Origin of the sequence: Bradyrhizobium sp. USDA 336 (assembly GCF_044908355.1) — a bacterium.
Classification (GTDB): Bacteria; Pseudomonadota; Alphaproteobacteria; order Rhizobiales; family Xanthobacteraceae; genus Bradyrhizobium; species Bradyrhizobium yuanmingense.
Genome location: NZ_JBIYDC010000002.1, coordinates 3230319 through 3247563 on the forward strand (window position 1 = coordinate 3230319; position 17245 = coordinate 3247563).

The window sequence follows — 17245 nt, forward strand, 5'->3', positions numbered from 1 at the left end:
AGCACAACTGGACCCGTTCTTGCATAGCAGCGAGCGGGATCGGAAAAGGGCGGCTGTTCTTGAGGGTCTTGTTCGTCACCACTGAGATGGACGACTTCGTTCGCGTCGGCGGACTGGGCGCCGTTTCCGCCGCCCTTCCCCGCGCACTTCGCTCCTTCGCCGATATCCGGATCATGCTGCCCGGCTATCGCGACATCATCGAGCAACTCACCCATATCCAGATCGTTGGCCGCTGTCCGGCATTCGCGGAGATGCCGGCCTGCTCGCTTGGCCGTGCCGCGACCAAGGACGGGCTGCCGGTCTATGTGCTGTTGTGCTCGCAGCTCTACGACCGGCCCGGCAACCCCTATGGCGACGAGCTCGGGCGCGATTGGCCCGACAACGACATCCGCTTCGCGCGCTTCGCCTCGGCCGCGGCTGAGCTCGCCATGGGCAAGCTGGACAAGAATTGGGCAGCAGACCTGATCCATGCCAACGACTGGCAGGCCTCGCTCGTGCCGGCCTACCTGGCCTGGCAGGGCGCCAAGCTCCCATCCATCCTGACCATCCATAACCTCGCCTATCAGGGCCTCTTCCCGAAGGACTCGCTGCGGCGGATCGGCGCACCGGAGAGCTCCTTCCACATCGACGGCGTCGAGTTCTACGACCAGGTCTCCTTCCTCAAGGCGGGCCTCGTCTACGCCTCCCACCTCACCACGGTGAGCGGCACCTATGCGCGGGAGATCACCACGGCCGAATTCGGCTGTGGCCTGGAGGGCCTGCTCCGCCTGCGCTCGGACGCCGCCGAGCTCACCGGCATCCTCAACGGCATCGACGAGAGCTGGGACCCGCGCTCCTGCGCCCAGCTCGCCCAGCAATTCGGTGCCGGCGACTGGGTCGGCAAGAAGGCCAATGCGGATTACGTCCGCAAGCAGTTCGGGCTGGCGGTCTCGCGCGGACCGATGTTCGGCATCGTCGCGCGCCTCGTGCACCAGAAGGGCATCGACCTCGTTCTGTCAGCGGCGGACGAGATCGTCGACGCCGGCGGGCAGATCGTGGTCACCGGCTCCGGCGAGCCGGCGCTCGAGCAGGCCTTGATCGACGCGCACCGCCGCCGCCCCGACGCGATCGGGGTTGCGATCGGCTTCAACGACGCCCAGGCGCGGCGCATCTTTGCCGGCAGCGACTTCACCCTGATGCCGTCGCGGTTCGAGCCGTGCGGGCTCAGCCAGATGTACGCGCAGCGCTTCGGCTCGCTGCCGATCGGTCACCAGACCGGCGGCCTCGCCGAGACCATCAGCGACGGCGAGACCGGATTCCTGTTCTCGAAGCCCTCGCGCGAGTCCTTCCTCGGCGGCGTGCGGCGCGCCTTCTCGGCCTTCATGGCCCACGACCAGCTCGACACCATGCGCCGCAGCGCCATGGGGCGCTCGTTCTCCTGGAGCGTCTCGGCCGGCAGCTACAGCGCGCTGTACCGCAAGCTGGCATCGGTGTGAGGATGAGGCGCCCCGAGGAGCGTACTCATTCTCCGTCATTGCGAGGAGCGAAGCGACGAAGCAATCCAGAATCCCTCAGCGGTGACAGTCTGGATTGCTTCGCTGCGCTCGCAATGACGATGCGGAGAAACTCGCGCGCCCCACTCCGCTCTCGTGCCCCGGACGCAGCGCAGCGCGTCGCCCTTGCGACGTGGTGCGCTGCTGAGCCGGGGCCCACGCTGCACAGGAGTTCGTGGCCTCTGGGTCCCGGCTCTGCGCCGCAACGCTCATGCGTTGCGGCTTGTCCGGGACACGAGCGATCGGCCGTCACCCCTTCCCGCGCACATCCATCTGCGGACGGCCGATCCAGGCGCGATTAAGACACCGCGTCATCCAATCAGGCTGCGCTTCGCCCCGCAGCCGCGCCTGCGCTTCCTGGTAGGGACCGACATAGCGCAGCCGGCCAGGCAATTTCGGATAGACGAGCCTGATCCATCGCAGCGCGTTGTCGGCAGATCGGATCCCGCGCTCGTCGAGCTCAAAGCCGAAGCCCGCGCGCAAGCGCTCGGGCAGCATGCTCGCGGTGAGCGCGCAATACCAGCGCGGCGGCCGCAGCCACGGGCGCGCGCCGCTGAATATCTGCGCGGCGATCTCGCGCGCCGCAGGGCCAACGGTTAGCGTCTCCGACTGCGCCATTGCCTTGGTGTAGGCGACGAAGCCGGACCAGTCCGCCGGCAAATCATCCCCCTTCAATCCGAAGAGGGCGCCGTACAGCCTGGCCTCGCTCCAATAGCGATCGCGCTCCTCCGCCGAGAGTGGCGGCAGCACCAGATCATGTGCCATGAGCGCGGTCTCGACCAGCGTGGCGTGGACCCAGCGTAGCGCGGGGATGTCGTTGGCGCAGTAGCGCGAACCGGCCGCGAACGGCCCCACGGTCTCGGGCATCTCGCCGACGATCATGCTGTGACGCCGATGCAGCTGCCGGGATGACAGCAGCGCCCGGTCCAGCGAGCCGAACACCATCGTAAAGACGATGTCGAAGGTGCGATGGAAGCGGCCGATCGGATCGGCAAGGGTGCGCGAATGCTCGGCGATCGCCGCCGCCACCCAGGGATGGGCCAGTTGCAGCAGCAGCGCACGGCCGGCGCCGAGAAAGAGCACGGCCTCCCGGTCGATCTGCCAGGTCAGTGAGGCCGGACCGAACACGCCCGCGACCGATCCCGCCGCGTTGACACGCAGCGTAACGAGCGACTCCTCCAGATCTTTCTCAGCGACCAATTGCAAGCCTCGCGACGAAGATACGGCGACCATACTCCGGACCGCGCGCCTGCGAAATCGTCGTCGTGCAAAGCAATGACGAACAGGACCCTCATTCCGCAGCCATCGGCATCTCGTCCATATGCTCGTGCAGCACGACGCCAGCGAGCGGATCGAATTCGCCGATCCAGGGCTTGCGCGCCAGCACCGATTTCGTGTGCGCATAGCCGGCGTGCCAGCGCCGCGTGATCCCGGACGGACTGAAGTCGATATCCTTGGTATGGGTCTCGTGCTCGAGCTGCGGCGCCAGCAGCCGCACCACATGCATGCGGGTTGGACAGCCGTAGCTCGTCAGTTCCCTCACCGCGGGATCGTTGCGCTCGCTCTCGGGCAGCCGCGCCGCGAGCTGATTGATGACATGGCGCAGACGATGGGCCTGCTGCTGTCGCACGATCTGGCTGGCGATGCGGCTGGAATATTGCACGTCCTTGTGCCGGTTCAGCACCTCCGCCATCGTGGTCGGCTCCGGCCCGACCGGATTCCACAGATGCACGGAGAAGATCAGCGAGTTCCTGCGCGGATTGTCGTCGAACACGGCTTCGGTCGGCGTGTTCGACAGGATGCCGCCGTCCCAATAGAGCTCGCCGTCGATGCGCACGGCGGGGAAAGCCGGCGGCAGCGCGCCCGAGGCCATCACATGCTTCACCGTCAGCTCGCCGTCGCGGCTGTCGAAATAGCGCATTTCGCTGGTGCCGACATGAGCCGCACCGACCGTCAGACGCGGCGCGCAACGGTTGGCGAGATCAAAATCGACGAGCTCGCTCAGCGTCTTCTCCAGCGGCGCGGTCGAATAATAGCCGGCGTGATCGGCGCCCAGCGGATAGGAATCGCCGGCATGGGCCAGCGGATTGGGCCGGAAGAAACCGGCAATGCCGTGGGTCACGGTCGACCAATAGGTCAGCTTCTCGTTGAAGCCGGGAAACGCGGTGCGCCAGTTCCAGACCGGCTGCTGCTCCATCCGCTTCCAGAACTCACGCAAGCGCGCGAGGCGGTGCTCGGGCGCGTTGCCGGCGATGAGGCTCGCATTGATGGCGCCGATCGACGTGCCGATGATCCAGTCCGGCTCGATGCCGGCTTCGTGCAAGGCCTGGTAGACCCCGGCCTGGTACGAGCCGAGCGCGCCGCCGCCCTGAAGCACGAGCACGACCTGACCCGGCAGGTCGTGCTGCTTATGCTGAGAATTGTCCTGCGTGCCCATGTCTCGCTCCTGGTGAGCTTGCACCGTTGGAACATTCGACTTGCTGCGCCGGCCCATGTCAATGCGCGGTCCAACCGCCGTCGACCGGCAGCGCAACGCCGGTGATCGAGGCCGCCACATCCGTCGACAGGAACACCGCGAGTGCGCCGAGCTCCTCGACCGTAACAAAGCGCTTGTTCGGCTGTTGCGCCAGCAGCACGTCGCGGATCACCTGATCGCGGGAGATGCCATGGGCCTTGGCCTGGCCGTCGATCTGCGCCTCGACCAGCGGCGTATGGACATAACCAGGGCAGATCGCGTTGCAGGTGATGCCCTGCTCCGCCGTCTCCAGCGCCGTCACCTTGGTGAGGCCGACGATGCCATGCTTGGCGGTGACATAGGCTGCCTTGAACGGCGAACCGACCAGGCCGTGCGTGGAGGCAATGTTGATGATCCGGCCGAAACCGTTCTGCCGCATTGCGGGCAACGCGAGCCGCGTGGTGTGGAAGGCCGAGGACAGGTTGATCGCGAGGATCTGGTCCCACTTCTCGACCGGAAACTGGTCGAGCGGCGCGACATGCTGGATGCCAGCGTTGTTGACCAGGATGTCCAGCCGGCCGGATTGGGCCACCGTCGCCGCGATCATCTCGGCGATCGATTTCGGCCTCGTCATGTCCGCCGGCGAATAGCTGGCCTTGACGCCGAACTCGGCGGCGATCTGTTCGCGCGTCCGGCCGATCTCGCTGGCGACGCCAAGGCCGTTGAGCGCGATGTCGGCGCCAGAGGCAGCGAGTGCCCGTGCGATGCCGAGACCGATGCCGCTGGTCGACCCGGTGACGAGCGCCACCTTGCCGGCCAGCACGCGTGACGAAGCGGACGTCTGCGTCTTGATGGGGATATTCATGGTCCAGACCTCTTCTCGGCGCAACACCGCGCCAGGCTGGAGCGAAATCTGCGGGATCTCCTGGACTTGGGGAAATGCCGGTTGGCTTCCGAGTCCATACATCCGCGCTATCGCAGGCGGGATGTCATTTCCCGTCCTGATCGGCTAGATTCCGGTCGATTTTTTGCTGGGAGCCGATCCATGGAAATGCACCAGGTCCGCTATTTCCTCGCGGTGGCGCAGCTCTTGAACTTCACGCGCGCGGCCGAGGAATGCAACGTGACGCAGCCCTCGCTGACGCGCGCGATCAAGCAGCTCGAGGCCGAGCTTGGCGGCGACCTGTTCCGCCGCGAGCGGCCCGCCGCGCAATTGACCGAGCTCGGCCAGCGCATGCATCCGCTGCTGAAGCAGTGCTATGACGCGGCCATCGGCGCGCGCTCGCTCGCCTCCTCGTTCAGGAGCGGAGAGATCGGTGCGCTCCGCATTGCGCTGACGCATTCGATCGATCTCGCTTTGCTGATTCCGCATCTCAACGAGATCAAGCGGCAGTTCAACCGGCTCGAATTCCGCTTCCTGCGCGGCTCGGGCCGGGAGGTCGGCGACTTCTTGAAGAAGGGCGAAGCCGAGCTCGGCATTGCGGCCGAGATCGACGAGGCCTGGGACCGGCTGGATGTCTGGCCGCTGTTCACCGAGAGCTTTGAGCTCGTCGTCGGCGATGGGCACCGGCTGGCCGGACGCAGCTCGGTCGAGATGGACGATCTGCGATCGGAGCTGCTGCTGAGCCGAACCTTCTGCGAGCACGCGCGCCGCATCTCCGCGAGCCTGCGCGAGCACGGCATCGAGATCGAACAGGGTCATGAGGTCTCGAACGAGCGCGACTTGATAGAGCTGGTCGAGGCCGAGATGGGCATCGCCATGGTGCCGCACACCTCGCCCGTGCCGGAGCGGCTGACCCGCGCCTCTGTCACTGGGCTCGACGCCCGCCGCACCGTCAATCTCTATGGGGTCGCCGGCCGGCAACGCACCGCCGTGGGCAACGCCGTGATGCGCATGCTGCGCGGCGCGGACTGGCGCGAGATCGCGGGGTAGCGCCGACGCTCAATTCTCGCGACTGGCACGCTCCAGCGCTTCGATCAGATCGTCGATCTCCATGCGCTTGCGGAAATCCGGATCGACGAAGCGGGCTTTCACAATGCCGTCGCGTCCGACCACGAACACGGCCGGGATCGGCAGCATCCAGCCGTCATTGCCGTGGAATTTCGCCATGTCCTGATAGGACAGCAATTGCTGAATCTCGGCGCCGAGCCAGATCGCGAGGTTGAGCGACAGCGCATAGCCGTTGTCGAGATCCGTCAGGATCGGAAACGGCGCACCGGATTCAGCCTTGAGCTGTCCGGTATATTCCTGCGTCTCCGGCACGATCGCGACGACCTGCGCCCCCATCGCCTTGATGCGGTCCAGCGCCTGGACCACGGCGCGGACATTGAGCCGGCAATAGGGACACCAATGGCCGCGGAAGAACATCACCGCGACGGGGCCGCCCTCCAGCAGCGAGGGCAGCGACACGAGACGCACACCCTCGTCGGGCAGCATGAACGGCGGCATCGGATCGCCCGGCCGCGGCGCGGTCTCGCCGCCGCCGTTGTCGCTCAATCGCGCGACCAGGCGATCGACCGCCTCGCCATAGGCCGGAAAGACCTCGCGGCTGGCATCGGCATAGGCGCGAAGCTGTTCGTTCAGCGTGCTGTCCATGTCGCGGCAGCGCTGGAACGCGAGCCTGAGCTGTTCGGCATCGGCTGGCGAGAGAGACGTCATCTTCCTGCTCCGGCTTCCTTGCGGGCGAATATTAGTTTCCCGGTTTGCCCGCCCGCAAGGGGCGACCGCAATCGGGCGTGCTGGCATCGGACGCCGGATGCTGCGAAAGCGGAAATGCCGATGCCCAATCGGTTCGATAGCTGCCGCCTATCGGCATAGCGTCGGGCTATCGCATCGAAAGCAAGCCGGCATTTCAAGATGAAGAGCGTCTCGACGAAGCTCCTGCCACACCCGCGACCATCAGGGGTCGCGGCCAGCAGAGGAGACCTTCCATGTCCAGGCATCTCACATTTCCGCGGGCGGTGTGGACAGGCGTCGCCGTTCTCGGCGCCCTGACGTTTGCGACGCCGGTCCTCGCCGGCGAATGTCCGGCCGGCAAGACCAAGCCGAATGCGCAGCCGATGGTCGACTACAAGCCGGTCGGCGTCACCGACGTGACGCTCGGCACGATCGATCTCGGCAAGCAGCCCGCCCGTATCGAGGGCCGCGAGCTGCGCTTCCGCAAGCTGACCATCGCACCCGGCGGCATCGTGCCCTGGCACAGCCATGACGACCGTCCTGCCCTGATCTTCGTGCAGCAGGGCGAGATCGTCGAATACGCCTCCAACTGCGTCGACCCGATCGTGCACAAGGCCGGCGACATCCGCCCCGAAGTCCACGGCACCTCGCACTGGTGGAAGAACCTCGGCAAGGAGACCGTCATTCTCTATGTCGGCGACGTCCGTAGGGATCCTAACGATAATCATATGTGACGGCCTTTGATGTCCGTCATTCCGGGGCGCGAAGCGAACCCGGAATCTCGAGAGTCCGGGTCTGGTGATCGCGCACCAGCCCGGAATGACAGAAGGGAATGCACGCCATGACCGATCTTTCCGCGTCGATCAAACCGACCGCGATCACGATGGATGCGCAATCCCCTGGCCTCGCGCTTCGCTCGCTCGTGATTGGCCTCACCGCCTTCCTGACCGTCGTCGATCTGTTCGCCACGCAGGCGATCCTGCCCTCGCTGACACGGCACTACGGCGTCACACCCGCGGCAATGGGTTTTGCCGTCAATGCCAGCACCTTCGGCATGGCCGCAGCCAGCCTCGTGGTCGGTTTCTTGAGTCCGCGTATCGAACGGCGAACCGGCATCCTGCTGAGCCTCGTCCTGCTTGCGGTCCCCACCAGCCTGCTTGCCGTCGCGCCCAATCTTGCCGTCTTTACCGCCCTACGGGTCGCGCAGGGCCTGTGCATGGCGTCCGCCTTCGCGCTCACCCTCGCCTATCTCGGCGAGCAATGCAGCGCCATGGACGCCGGCGGCGCGTTTGCCGCCTATATCACCGGCAATGTCGCGAGCAACCTCGTCGGCCGGCTGATCTCGGCCGCAATTGCCGACGGGTTCGGCCTCGCCTGGAATTTCTATCTGTTCGCAGCGCTCAATCTGGCCGGCGCGGCGCTGGTCTATTTCACGATTCGACGCGTGCGGCCGATGCATGCGACGATGCCGGCGGCGTCGCCGCTTGCCGCCACCATCGCGCACTGGCGCAATCCGCAGCTGCGCGCCGCGTTCGGCATCGGCTTCTGCATCCTGTTCGCCTTCATCGGCACCTTCACCTACGTCAATTTCGTGCTGGTGCGGCCGCCGCTGTCGCTCGGCATGATGGATCTCGGCCTCGTCTATTTCGTGTTCCTGCCCTCTATCGTCACGACGCTTCTCGCCGGCAAGGTGACTGTACGGCTGGGAACAAGGCCCACGATCTGGAGCGCGCTCGCTGTCGCCGGACTCGGCCTGCCCTTGATGCTGTCGCCGCGTCTGGGCGAAGTGCTCGCCGGCATGGTCCTGGTCGGGGTCGGCACATTCTTCGCACAGGCCGCCGCGACGAGTTTCGTCGGACAGGCCGCAGCCGACAATCGCGGCATCGCCAGCGGGAGCTATCTTGCGTGTTACTTCTGCGGCGGACTGGTCGGCACCGCCGTGCTCGGGCGCCTGTTCGACGCTTTCGGATGGCAGGCGTGCATATTCGGCGTGGGCGCGGCGCTCGCGGCCGCAGCCCTGCTTACATTCGCCCTGAAACGCTAGCGCTTGGCCGGCGCTTCCTGCGGCGGCTCGTCATCGGCGATCGCGCGCCAGGCGGCGCCGTCGAGATCGTCGTACTGGCAGCTCCTGAGCGACCACAGGAAAGCGACGAGACCGGCACCTCCGAGCATCAAGGCCAGCGGGACCAGGATGACCAGGATCTCCATTACACGATCTCCCGCGAGGCGCTGCGGGCGCGCAGCGAGTTCAGCATCACCAGGATCGACGATCCGCTCATGGCGGCAGCGGCGATCAGGGGCGTCACGACGCCGCTGATCGCAACCGGCACCGCGAGCACATTGTACCCGATCGCAAGCCAGAGGTTCTGCCGCATCAAATGCAGCGCCTTGCGCGAACCGTCGATGGCGGCGACGACCGGAGCCAATGGCCGGCCGAGGAAGACGAGATCGGCGGTGGCCTGGCTGAGATGCGCGGCCGAAATCGGCGACATCGAGACATGGGCCGCCGCGAGCGAGGGCGCATCGTTCATGCCGTCGCCGACCATCAGCACTTTCGCGCCGCGCCGTTTCAGCTCCTCAATCCGCGCAATCTTGTCGGCCGGGGTGACGCCGGCGCGCCATTCGGGAATGCCGAGCGCATGCGCCGCCGCCGTCACTGCAGGCTCGCGATCGCCTGATAGGATCTCGATGCCGATGTTGCGCGCCTTCAGCGGCGCGATCACCGCCTTGGCATCGGGCCGCAGGCCCTGGCGAACCGAGAGGATGAACCCGTCGCTGCCCTTGCTGAACGCGACGATGGAGGCCTCGGGATCGACCATGACGCTGCCCACCAGCCCCTCGGCGCCGCAGAAGGAGGGACGGCCGAGGCGAAGCTCGACGCCATCGACGGTCGCGCGGACACCCTGCCCGGCTTCCTCCACCGCACTGAGGATCGGAGACTTCGCAACGGCAGCTTGAGCGACGGCGGCAGCCACGGGGTGATGGCTCGACAGCGCGAGCCGGCCGGCGAGCTCGAAGACATCGGCGGGGATGTCGGCGGCATTCATGACTTCGAGCTCGGGCAGCGTCAGCGTGCCGGTCTTGTCGAAGATCACATGATCGGCTTCAGCCAGCCGCTCGATCGCATCGCCCGCATTGAGCAGAACACCGGCCTTGAACATCGCGCCCGAGGCTACCGTCTGCACCGTCGGGATCGCAAGCCCGAGCGCACAGGGACAGGTGATGATCAGCACGGCGACGCCGGTCACGATCGCATCGTGCCAGCTCGCACCGGCGATGACCCAGCCGAGAATTGTCAGGAGTGCGGTCGCATGCACCACCGGCGCATAGAGCCGCGAGGCCCTATCGGCGAGGCGCATGTAGCGCGAGCGCGCCTGGAGCGCGTTGTCGAGCAGCTGCGTGATCTCGGCGAGCAGCGTCGCCTCAGAGGCGGCCGAGACCCGCACCCGCAAGCTGCCGGAGATGTTCATCGATCCCGCATAAACCGGCGTGCCCTGCTCGGCCGTGACATAGAGCGTCTCGCCGGTGATCAGGCTCTGGTCGATCTCGGAACGCCCTTCGATCACGGTGCCGTCGACCGCGCAGCGCTCGCCCGGCCGGAGCAGCACGATGTCGCCGGGATGGATCGCCGCAACCGGCACCTGCGAAATCTCGTCGGGGCCGATGAACTTCGCCGCCGTCTCAGCCTTCAGCGCGGCGAGATTGCCGGCGACCGCGCGGGTCCGCCGCCGCATGTTCTGATCGAGGAAGCGGCCAACCAGGAGGAAGGTCAGCAGCATGATCGCCGCGTCGAAATAGGCATGCTCGGCGTGGTGGATGGTCTCGACCACGGACATGCCGAGCGCCAGGATCACGCCGATCGAGATCGGCACGTCCATGTTGGTGGTCTTGGCCGACAGCGCGCGCCAGGCCGAGTGGAAGAACGGCTGGCCGGCATAGGCTGCCGCCGGCAGCGCGATCAGCGCCGACAGCCAGTGGAAGAAATCGCGCTGCTCCGGCAGCATGTCCGAGGCGTTGCCCGACCATACCGGGATCGACAGCATCATCACGTTCATGGTGGCGAAGGCCGCAACGCCGAGGCAGCGCAGCAGGAAGCGGGATTCGGCGACCTCGGCCACCTCCGCGCTCTCGGTCTCGAACGGATAGGCCTTGTAGCCGAGTTCCTCGAGGCGGTCGATGAAGCGGCCGGGGTCGAGCGTGCCCGCCTTCCATTCCAGCGCAACGCGGCGGTCGGTGAGGTTGACGCGGGCCAGCGTGACGTCGGGGATGGCCGAGAGCCCGCGCTCGATCTTGGCCATGCAGCCGGCGCAGTGGACGCCCTCGACGGCGAGATCGATGTGCCGGAGGCCCTCGCCCGCATCGCGGACATAGTGAGAGAAATCGCGCGTGACCTGCATGACGGAATCCTTCAGTTCAGGATCACGCGGTTGCGCGACATGAACACGCGCGTCCCCCGCGCCTCGCCCTCGATCACCAGATCCCATTGGCCCGGCGCGACGGACGCCGCATTGCCGCGATAGAGGCCGATGCCGGATTCGCTGAGCTCGACGGCGAGGTCGGAGCGCTTGTCGGTCGGCCGCTCCAGCCGGCCACCGAACTTCAGCCCGGAGATCGGCTGGCCGCCAGCATCGCGGGCTTCGACCTGGACCGAAGCGCCGCCGTCGTTGCGGCGCTCGACATGGGCGTTGACCTTCCACTTCCGCGCCGCCTGGTCCTGCGCCGCCGAGATCTCGCGATCGTAGACGAGGCCCGCGGCATAGGGGCTGTCGACGTCGGTGCCGGGCAGCGTCGCGATCGCGAGCTTCATCATGGTCGCGTTGACGCCGATCACGAGACCGAAAAAGGCGACCAGCATCAGGAAGACTTTGGTTCCGGTCAGCGGCTTGGATGACATGACGGTCTCCTGGATTTACGGCGCGACGAAATTGTCGGTGGCGCTCGCGGCGACGCCGAGCCCGATGTCCATGACGTGGAAGCGGACCGGAATCGACTTCTCCGGATTGTTTTCGGCCGGCGCGGTGACCAGCAGCCGCAGCTCGCTGGTCGCATCGCGCGGGATCACAATGATCGGACGGTCCGGCGTGACCGAATCGACGCCGACGACGTGCATCGTTGGGTTCACGGGCCCCTCGACGTCGATGGCGATGGCGCGGTCGTAGCCGCTCTTGTTCAGGAGCCGGACCGTATAGGCGTTGCGGATCGAGCCGTCGCTGAGCTTGACCGCGACCGGATTGCGGTCGTGCAGCACGTTGACGTCGAGCAGGCTGCGGGTCGCCAGCGTGTAGACCATGAAGCCGCCGATGGCCGCGATGATCGCACTATAGACGACGGTGCGAGGCCGCACGATCCGATAGATCGGCGCCTTGCCTTCCTGGCGGCGGTGGATGTTGATGTCGTTGTCGTAGCCGATCAGCCGCTTCGGCCGACCGATCTTCGTCATCACGTTGTCGCACGCGTCGATGCAGAGCCCGCACTGGATGCATTCCATCTGCGGTCCGTTGCGGATGTCGATGCCGGTCGGGCAGACCGCGACGCACTGGTAGCAGTCGACGCAATCGCCGACCTGCTGGCCGAGCGCGCGCAGCTCGGCGGCCTTCTTCACCGAGGTGCGCTTCTCGCCGCGGTCGTAGCGATAGGTGACGTTGAGCGCCCATTCGTCAGTGAGCGCGGCCTGGATGCGTGGCCACGGGCACATATAGGTGCAGACCTGCTCGCGCATGAAGCCGGCGAGCAGATAGGTCGTCGCGGTGAGGATCCCGATCCAGATATAGGCGATCATCGGCGCCTGGAAGGTGATGAGTTCCTTCACCAGGGTCGGCGCGTCGTTGAAGTAGAGCACCCAGGCGCCGCCGGTCCACCAGGCGATCATGAGCCAGATCGAGTGCTTGAGCACGATCTCGGAGATGCGCTCCAGCTTCATCGGATCGGACGATTTGTCCTTCTTCATCCGTTCGCGCCGGTCGCCCTCGATCAGACGCTCGACGGCGTAGAACAGGTCGGTCCACACCGTCTGCGGACAGAGATAGCCGCACCAGATCCGGCCGCCGATGGAGTTCATCAGGAACAGCGCCACCGCGGCGACGATCAACAGACCGGTGAAGTAATAGACCTCCTGCGGCCACAGCTCGATGAAGAAGAAATAGAAGCGGCTGTTGGGAAGATCGATCAGCACCGCCTGGCTCGGCGCGCCGAGACCGCGATTCCAACGTACGAAGGGCAGGAGATAATAGACGCCGAGGCAGAATGCCATCAGGCCCCATTTGATGCGGCGGAAAGTACCGGAGACGCTCTGGGGATAGACCTTCTTGCGGGCCGCGTAGAGTGGCCCGTAATCATCGTCCGATGTGAGGTCTTTCGGGTTCACGGTCTTGTTCATCGCCAAATCTTTTCAAGAGGTGCGATTAAACCTAGACCCGACATCGCCGCGTCAGTTGATCCAGCGCAAACGGGGGCGCTTTTGTTGCCCCCCGTTTGGTGCCTATTCTGCTATTTTCCGCCGCCCAGCGAGTGGACGTAGACCGCCATCGCCTTGATGGTGGCGGGATCGAGCCGGCCTTCCCAGGCCGGCATCACGCCGGCGCGGCCTTGGGCGATGGTCTCGACCAAGCTCGCCTCCTCGGAACCGTAGAGCCAGATCTTGTCGGTCAGATCAGGTGCGCCCATCTCCTGGTTGCCCTTGCCGGCGTCGCCATGGCAGGCGGCGCAATTCTCCGCGAAGATCTTCTGGCCCTTGGCGGCGTCATAGCCGTTGCGGGTCGAAAGGCCCGACAGCGACCGCACGTAATTGGCGGCGGTGACGATCTCGTCCGACTTCAACACGCCATCCTTGCCGAAGGCGAGCATCTGCCCCTCATGGGTCTTGGCATGGCCCGACCGCACGCCGAACTGGATAGTCTGCATGATCTGGTCGAGCGAGCCGCCCCACAGCCATTCGTCGTCGTTCAGGTTGGGATAGCCCTTGGACCCCGTCGCACCCGTGCCGTGGCACGGCGCGCAATTGTCGCCGAACACCGTCTTGCCCTTGGCGCGCGCAAGCGCGAGCAGAGCCGGATCCTTCTGGATGTCGGTGAGCGAGGCCGTGCCCAGCGCCGCCATCTTGTCACCCCGGATCTTCTCGAGGTTGGCGAGCTCGACCGCGACGTCGGCGCGCGAGGAATAGCCGAACAGGCCGGTGGTGTTGCTTTGGATCAGCGGCCAGGCCGGATAGACGATCCAGTAGCCGATCGACCAGAGGATGGTGAGATAAAAGCTGATCACCCACCACCGCGGCAGCGGCGTGTTGAGCTCCTTGATGCCGTCCCACTCGTGTCCGGTCGTGGACTTGCCGGAGACGGAATCGATGTCGCTAGAATGATCGGTCATGGTTTCTCACTCCTCCCGCAAGGGCAGGTGCGCTGCCTTGTCGAACGCAGCCTTGTTACGGGGCCAAAATGCGTAGGCGATGATCGCGAGAAAGATCGCGACGAACACCGGTGTCCAGATCGTGGTCACGAGGTCGGACGCAAGATTATGGACGGTCAGGATGGCTTTCATCGTTCATGCCTTCTCAGCGAAGATTGGCTTTCTCGTTGTAGATCTTGAAGTCGACCAGCGTGCCCAGCATCTGCAGGTACGCAACCAGCGCGTCCATCTCGGTCGGCGTGCCGGTCTTGCCGTCGAAATTGCGCACGACGGCCTTGGCGTAGCGCTTGGTGAATGCGTCGGTGCCGGCATTGTCCGGATCGGCCTGGGCCTTCAGGTCGGCGGCGGCATTGGCGAGTTGCTCGTCGCTATAGGGCACCCCTACGGTCCTGAGCGCGCGCATGTCGCCGGCGATCGCATCCGGGTCGATCTCGGCCTTGCCGAGGAACGGATAGCCGGGCATCACGGACTGCGGCACGATCGCGCGCGGGTTGGCCAGATGGGTGACGTGCCATTCGTCGGAATATTTGGCGCCGACGCGGGCGAGGTCCGGGCCGGTGCGCTTGGAGCCCCACTGGAACGGGTGATCGTACATGCTCTCGGCCGCGAGCGAGAAGTGGCCGTAGCGCTCGACCTCGTCGCGCAGGGGGCGAACCATCTGCGAGTGGCAGAGATAGCAGCCCTCGCGGACATAGACGTTGCGCCCCGCCAGCTCGAGCGGCGTGTAGGGCCTGACCCCATCGACCTTCTCGATCGTACTCTTGAGGTAGAACAGCGGGGTGATCTCGACGAGACCACCGACCGCGACCACCAGCAGGATGCCGACAATCAGGATGATCGAGTTCTTTTCGAAGATTTGGTGACGTGTCCAGAACGACATTGCTTGAGCTCCTCACTCCGCCGGCTGAAGGGCGACGGGCATCTGGACTTCCTGCTCGCCGACGCGAACCGTCATCCAGAGATTGTAGGCCATGATCAGCGAGCCGATCAGGAACAGGCCGCCGCCTGCGGCGCGGATGATGTAGAAGGGATGCATGGCCTCGACGGTCTCGATGAAGGAATATTCGAGGAAGCCGAGCGAGGTGTAGGCGCGCCACATCAGGCCTTGCAGGATGCCGGAGACCCACATCGCCGAGATGTAGAGAACGATGCCGAGCGTGGCGACCCAGAAGTGCCAGTTGACGAGCTTGAGGCTGTAGAGGCCCTTGCGATTCCAGGCCCACGGCACCAAGCAGTACAGCGCGCCGAAGGAGACGAAGCCGACCCAGCCGAGCGCGCCGGAATGCACGTGGCCGATGGTCCAGTCGGTGTAGTGGCTGAGCGAGTTGACCACCTTGATCGACATCATCGGGCCTTCGAAGGTCGACATGCCGTAGAAGGCGACGGAGACGACGAGCATGCGCAGCACGGGATCGGTACGCAGCTTGTCCCAGGCCCCCGACAGCGTCATCAGGCCGTTGATCATGCCGCCCCAGGAGGGCATCCACAGCATGATCGAGAAGGTCATGCCGAGCGTCTGCGTCCAGTCCGGCAGCGCCGTGTAGTGCAGATGGTGGGGACCGGCCCAGATGTAGAGGAAGATCAGCGCCCAGAAGTGGATGATCGACAACCGGTAGGAATAGATCGGCCGCTCGGCGCGCTTCGGAATGAAGTAGTACATGATGGCGAGGAAGCCGGCGGTCAGGAAGAAGCCGACCGCATTGTGGCCGTACCACCATTGGAACATGGCGTCCTGGATGCCGCCCCAGGCGACGTAGGACTTCGAGCCGAACACCGAAACGGGCAGCGCCGGGTTGTTGCCGAGATGCAGCACCGCGATCGTCACGATGAAGGCGAGATAGAACCAGTTCGCAACGAAGATGTGCGGCTCCTTGCGCTTGAAGATGGTGGCAAGGAAGACAAGCAGATAGACGACCCAGACGATGGTCAGCCACAGATCGGCGTACCATTCCGGCTCGGCATATTCCTTTGACTGGGTGACGCCGAGCAGATAGCCGGTGCCGGCGATCAGGATGAAGAAGTTGTAGCCGAGCACGACGAACCACGGCGCGAGGTCGCCGGCAAGGCGCGCGCGGCAGGACTTCTGCACCACGTAGAAAGAGGTCGCGATCAACACGTTGCCGCCGAAGGCGAAGATCACCGCGGAGGTGTGCAGCGGACGCAGGCGGCCGAAGCTGATCCAGGGCAGATCGAAGTTCAGCGCGGGCCAGGCCAGCTGCGAGGCGATGATGAGGCCGACGAGGAATCCGGCAATGCCCCAGAACATCGCCATGAAGGCCGAGAACTTGATCGGTCCCATGCTGTAGTTCGGGCGGCCGTTGATCTCCTGGGCCGGCAGCGCCGCCGGCCGCTCGAAGTAGCGGTTAACGATGAAGAACACCGCAGCGAGGCTGGCCGCCGCGCTGAGCGCAGCGTGGAACGCGAAGGGCGCATCGAGCGCCTTGGCCGAGGCGATCACGCAGAGGAAAGCGGTGACTGCGAATACGACAGCCAAGCCGCTTTCACCGATGGTCATGGATTTTGAGATGGAGGGCTGGCTCATGCGGATTCTCTCTGAAAGAACACGCTGCCAGAAACCACATCCACCCTCGCGGCGAATTGATTGAAATCAAGCTGGATGGATTTCTGTTAATGTGAGCCGATGTGCCGCCAGCTGAGGTGCCTTCCCTCCCCGCGCGCAGGGCCATCGCACGCAGACACCTCCGTGAAATCACGGATTGGAACCAAAGGATCCGTCCTCACTCCCGCGCCGTCGCCTTGAGCGCCGCGATGACGTCCTCGCGCGCGATGATGCCGACCAGCTTCTGTGTGCCGTCGAGCACGATGATGCTCCTGATGCGATGCTCCACCATGATCTGGAGCACGCGTGTCAGCCGCGTGTCGGGGCTGACGTAGATGAACTCGGGCGTCATCACGTCGCCGATCTTGCGGCTCATCAGGTCGTCGTAGCGCGGCAACATCTGGCTCGGCGTGAAGGCGAAGCACTTCAGGATGTCGAACTTGGTGACGATGCCGACCACCTGCCCGTCGTCTTCGACCGGATAGGAATTGAAATCGTCGGTCTCGAACATCTCACTGAGCTGGAACAAGTCGAGGCCGCGCTGCACCGTCTTGACGTTGCGCGTCATGTAGCCGTCGACGGTCTGTTCAAGAAATTGGTACACGGCGCGTCCTCCTCGA

The 17245-nt window shown here is 65.1% G+C and carries 17 protein-coding genes; 4 read left to right on the forward strand and 13 right to left on the reverse strand.

Annotated features, from left to right (window positions below):
* The first annotated feature begins 59 nt into the window (after positions 1 to 59).
* Positions 60 to 1475 carry a glycogen synthase GlgA gene (gene glgA / locus ABIA45_RS16005; RefSeq protein ID WP_271545533.1) on the forward strand — a complete coding sequence of 472 codons (1416 nt, stop codon included), beginning with the start codon at positions 60 to 62 and terminating at the stop codon, positions 1473 to 1475.
* Between the two features lie 306 nt (positions 1476 to 1781).
* Here glgA and ABIA45_RS16010 read toward each other — a convergent pair whose 3' ends face one another.
* From ABIA45_RS16010 to ABIA45_RS16020, 3 genes are all read right to left on the reverse strand, one after another.
* A complete protein-coding gene (locus tag ABIA45_RS16010) occupies positions 1782 to 2732 on the reverse strand; it encodes an oxygenase MpaB family protein (protein WP_404652762.1) in 951 nt (316 codons plus the stop codon).
* Between the two features lie 91 nt (positions 2733 to 2823).
* Positions 2824 to 3969: a DUF3734 domain-containing protein gene (locus tag ABIA45_RS16015; RefSeq protein WP_404652763.1), complete on the reverse strand. Its 1146-nt coding sequence runs from the start codon at positions 3967 to 3969 to the stop codon at positions 2824 to 2826.
* Positions 3970 to 4027: 58 nt separating this feature from the next.
* Positions 4028 to 4852: a 3-hydroxybutyrate dehydrogenase gene (locus ABIA45_RS16020; RefSeq protein WP_404652764.1), complete on the reverse strand. Its 825-nt coding sequence runs from the start codon at positions 4850 to 4852 to the stop codon at positions 4028 to 4030.
* Between the two features lie 180 nt (positions 4853 to 5032).
* Here ABIA45_RS16020 and ABIA45_RS16025 point away from each other — a divergent pair, with 180 nt between their 5' ends.
* Positions 5033 to 5920 (forward strand): LysR family transcriptional regulator, encoded by an 888-nt coding sequence (locus tag ABIA45_RS16025; protein WP_404652766.1) that lies wholly within the window; start codon positions 5033 to 5035, stop codon positions 5918 to 5920.
* Between the two features lie 9 nt (positions 5921 to 5929).
* Here the strand turns inward: ABIA45_RS16025 and ABIA45_RS16030 are convergent, their stop codons facing one another.
* On the reverse strand, positions 5930 to 6646 hold the full coding sequence (locus ABIA45_RS16030; protein WP_404652768.1) for a peroxiredoxin-like family protein: 717 nt from the start codon (positions 6644 to 6646) through the stop codon (positions 5930 to 5932).
* A gap of 272 nt (positions 6647 to 6918) precedes the next feature.
* On the opposite strand from ABIA45_RS16030, the gene ABIA45_RS16035 reads away from it, so the two are divergent.
* Together ABIA45_RS16035 and ABIA45_RS16040 are read left to right on the forward strand one after the other, a co-directional pair.
* Positions 6919 to 7398, forward strand: coding sequence for a cupin domain-containing protein (locus tag ABIA45_RS16035; protein WP_404652770.1), 480 nt, complete (start codon positions 6919 to 6921; stop codon positions 7396 to 7398).
* A 107-nt stretch (positions 7399 to 7505) separates the two neighbouring features.
* Positions 7506 to 8708, forward strand: a complete 1203-nt coding sequence (locus tag ABIA45_RS16040) for an MFS transporter (RefSeq protein WP_404652772.1) — start codon at positions 7506 to 7508, stop codon at positions 8706 to 8708.
* Here the strand turns inward: ABIA45_RS16040 and ccoS are convergent.
* The 9 genes from ccoS to ABIA45_RS16085 form a co-directional block, all read right to left on the reverse strand.
* Positions 8705 to 8872 carry a cbb3-type cytochrome oxidase assembly protein CcoS gene (gene ccoS / locus ABIA45_RS16045; RefSeq protein ID WP_404652774.1) on the reverse strand — a complete coding sequence of 56 codons (168 nt, stop codon included), beginning with the start codon at positions 8870 to 8872 and terminating at the stop codon, positions 8705 to 8707. The two genes, ABIA45_RS16040 and ccoS, sit on opposite strands and share 4 nt — an antisense overlap.
* Complete coding sequence (locus ABIA45_RS16050; RefSeq protein ID WP_404652776.1) at positions 8872 to 11061, reverse strand: cation-translocating P-type ATPase; 2190 nt, start codon at positions 11059 to 11061, stop codon at positions 8872 to 8874. Before ABIA45_RS16050 ends, ccoS begins: the two co-directional genes overlap by 1 nt.
* A gap of 11 nt (positions 11062 to 11072) precedes the next feature.
* Positions 11073 to 11558 (reverse strand): FixH family protein, encoded by a 486-nt coding sequence (locus ABIA45_RS16055; RefSeq protein ID WP_271545549.1) that lies wholly within the window; start codon positions 11556 to 11558, stop codon positions 11073 to 11075.
* Between the two features lie 15 nt (positions 11559 to 11573).
* Positions 11574 to 13040 carry a cytochrome c oxidase accessory protein CcoG gene (gene ccoG / locus ABIA45_RS16060; protein ID WP_404652778.1) on the reverse strand — a complete coding sequence of 489 codons (1467 nt, stop codon included), beginning with the start codon at positions 13038 to 13040 and terminating at the stop codon, positions 11574 to 11576.
* 110 nt (positions 13041 to 13150) lie between these two features.
* A complete protein-coding gene (ccoP, locus tag ABIA45_RS16065) occupies positions 13151 to 14026 on the reverse strand; it encodes a cytochrome-c oxidase, cbb3-type subunit III (RefSeq protein ID WP_271545553.1) in 876 nt (291 codons plus the stop codon).
* A 6-nt stretch (positions 14027 to 14032) separates the two neighbouring features.
* Positions 14033 to 14197, reverse strand: coding sequence for a cbb3-type cytochrome c oxidase subunit 3 (locus tag ABIA45_RS16070; protein WP_025034779.1), 165 nt, complete (start codon positions 14195 to 14197; stop codon positions 14033 to 14035).
* A 13-nt stretch (positions 14198 to 14210) separates the two neighbouring features.
* On the reverse strand, positions 14211 to 14945 hold the full coding sequence (gene ccoO, locus ABIA45_RS16075; RefSeq protein WP_271545556.1) for a cytochrome-c oxidase, cbb3-type subunit II: 735 nt from the start codon (positions 14943 to 14945) through the stop codon (positions 14211 to 14213).
* A 12-nt stretch (positions 14946 to 14957) separates the two neighbouring features.
* Entirely contained in the window at positions 14958 to 16607 is a 1650-nt protein-coding gene (gene ccoN, locus ABIA45_RS16080; RefSeq protein WP_036004408.1) for a cytochrome-c oxidase, cbb3-type subunit I, read from the reverse strand.
* Between the two features lie 196 nt (positions 16608 to 16803).
* Positions 16804 to 17229 carry an HPP family protein gene (locus ABIA45_RS16085; RefSeq protein ID WP_271545560.1) on the reverse strand — a complete coding sequence of 142 codons (426 nt, stop codon included), beginning with the start codon at positions 17227 to 17229 and terminating at the stop codon, positions 16804 to 16806.
* Positions 17230 to 17245 lie beyond the last annotated feature (16 nt).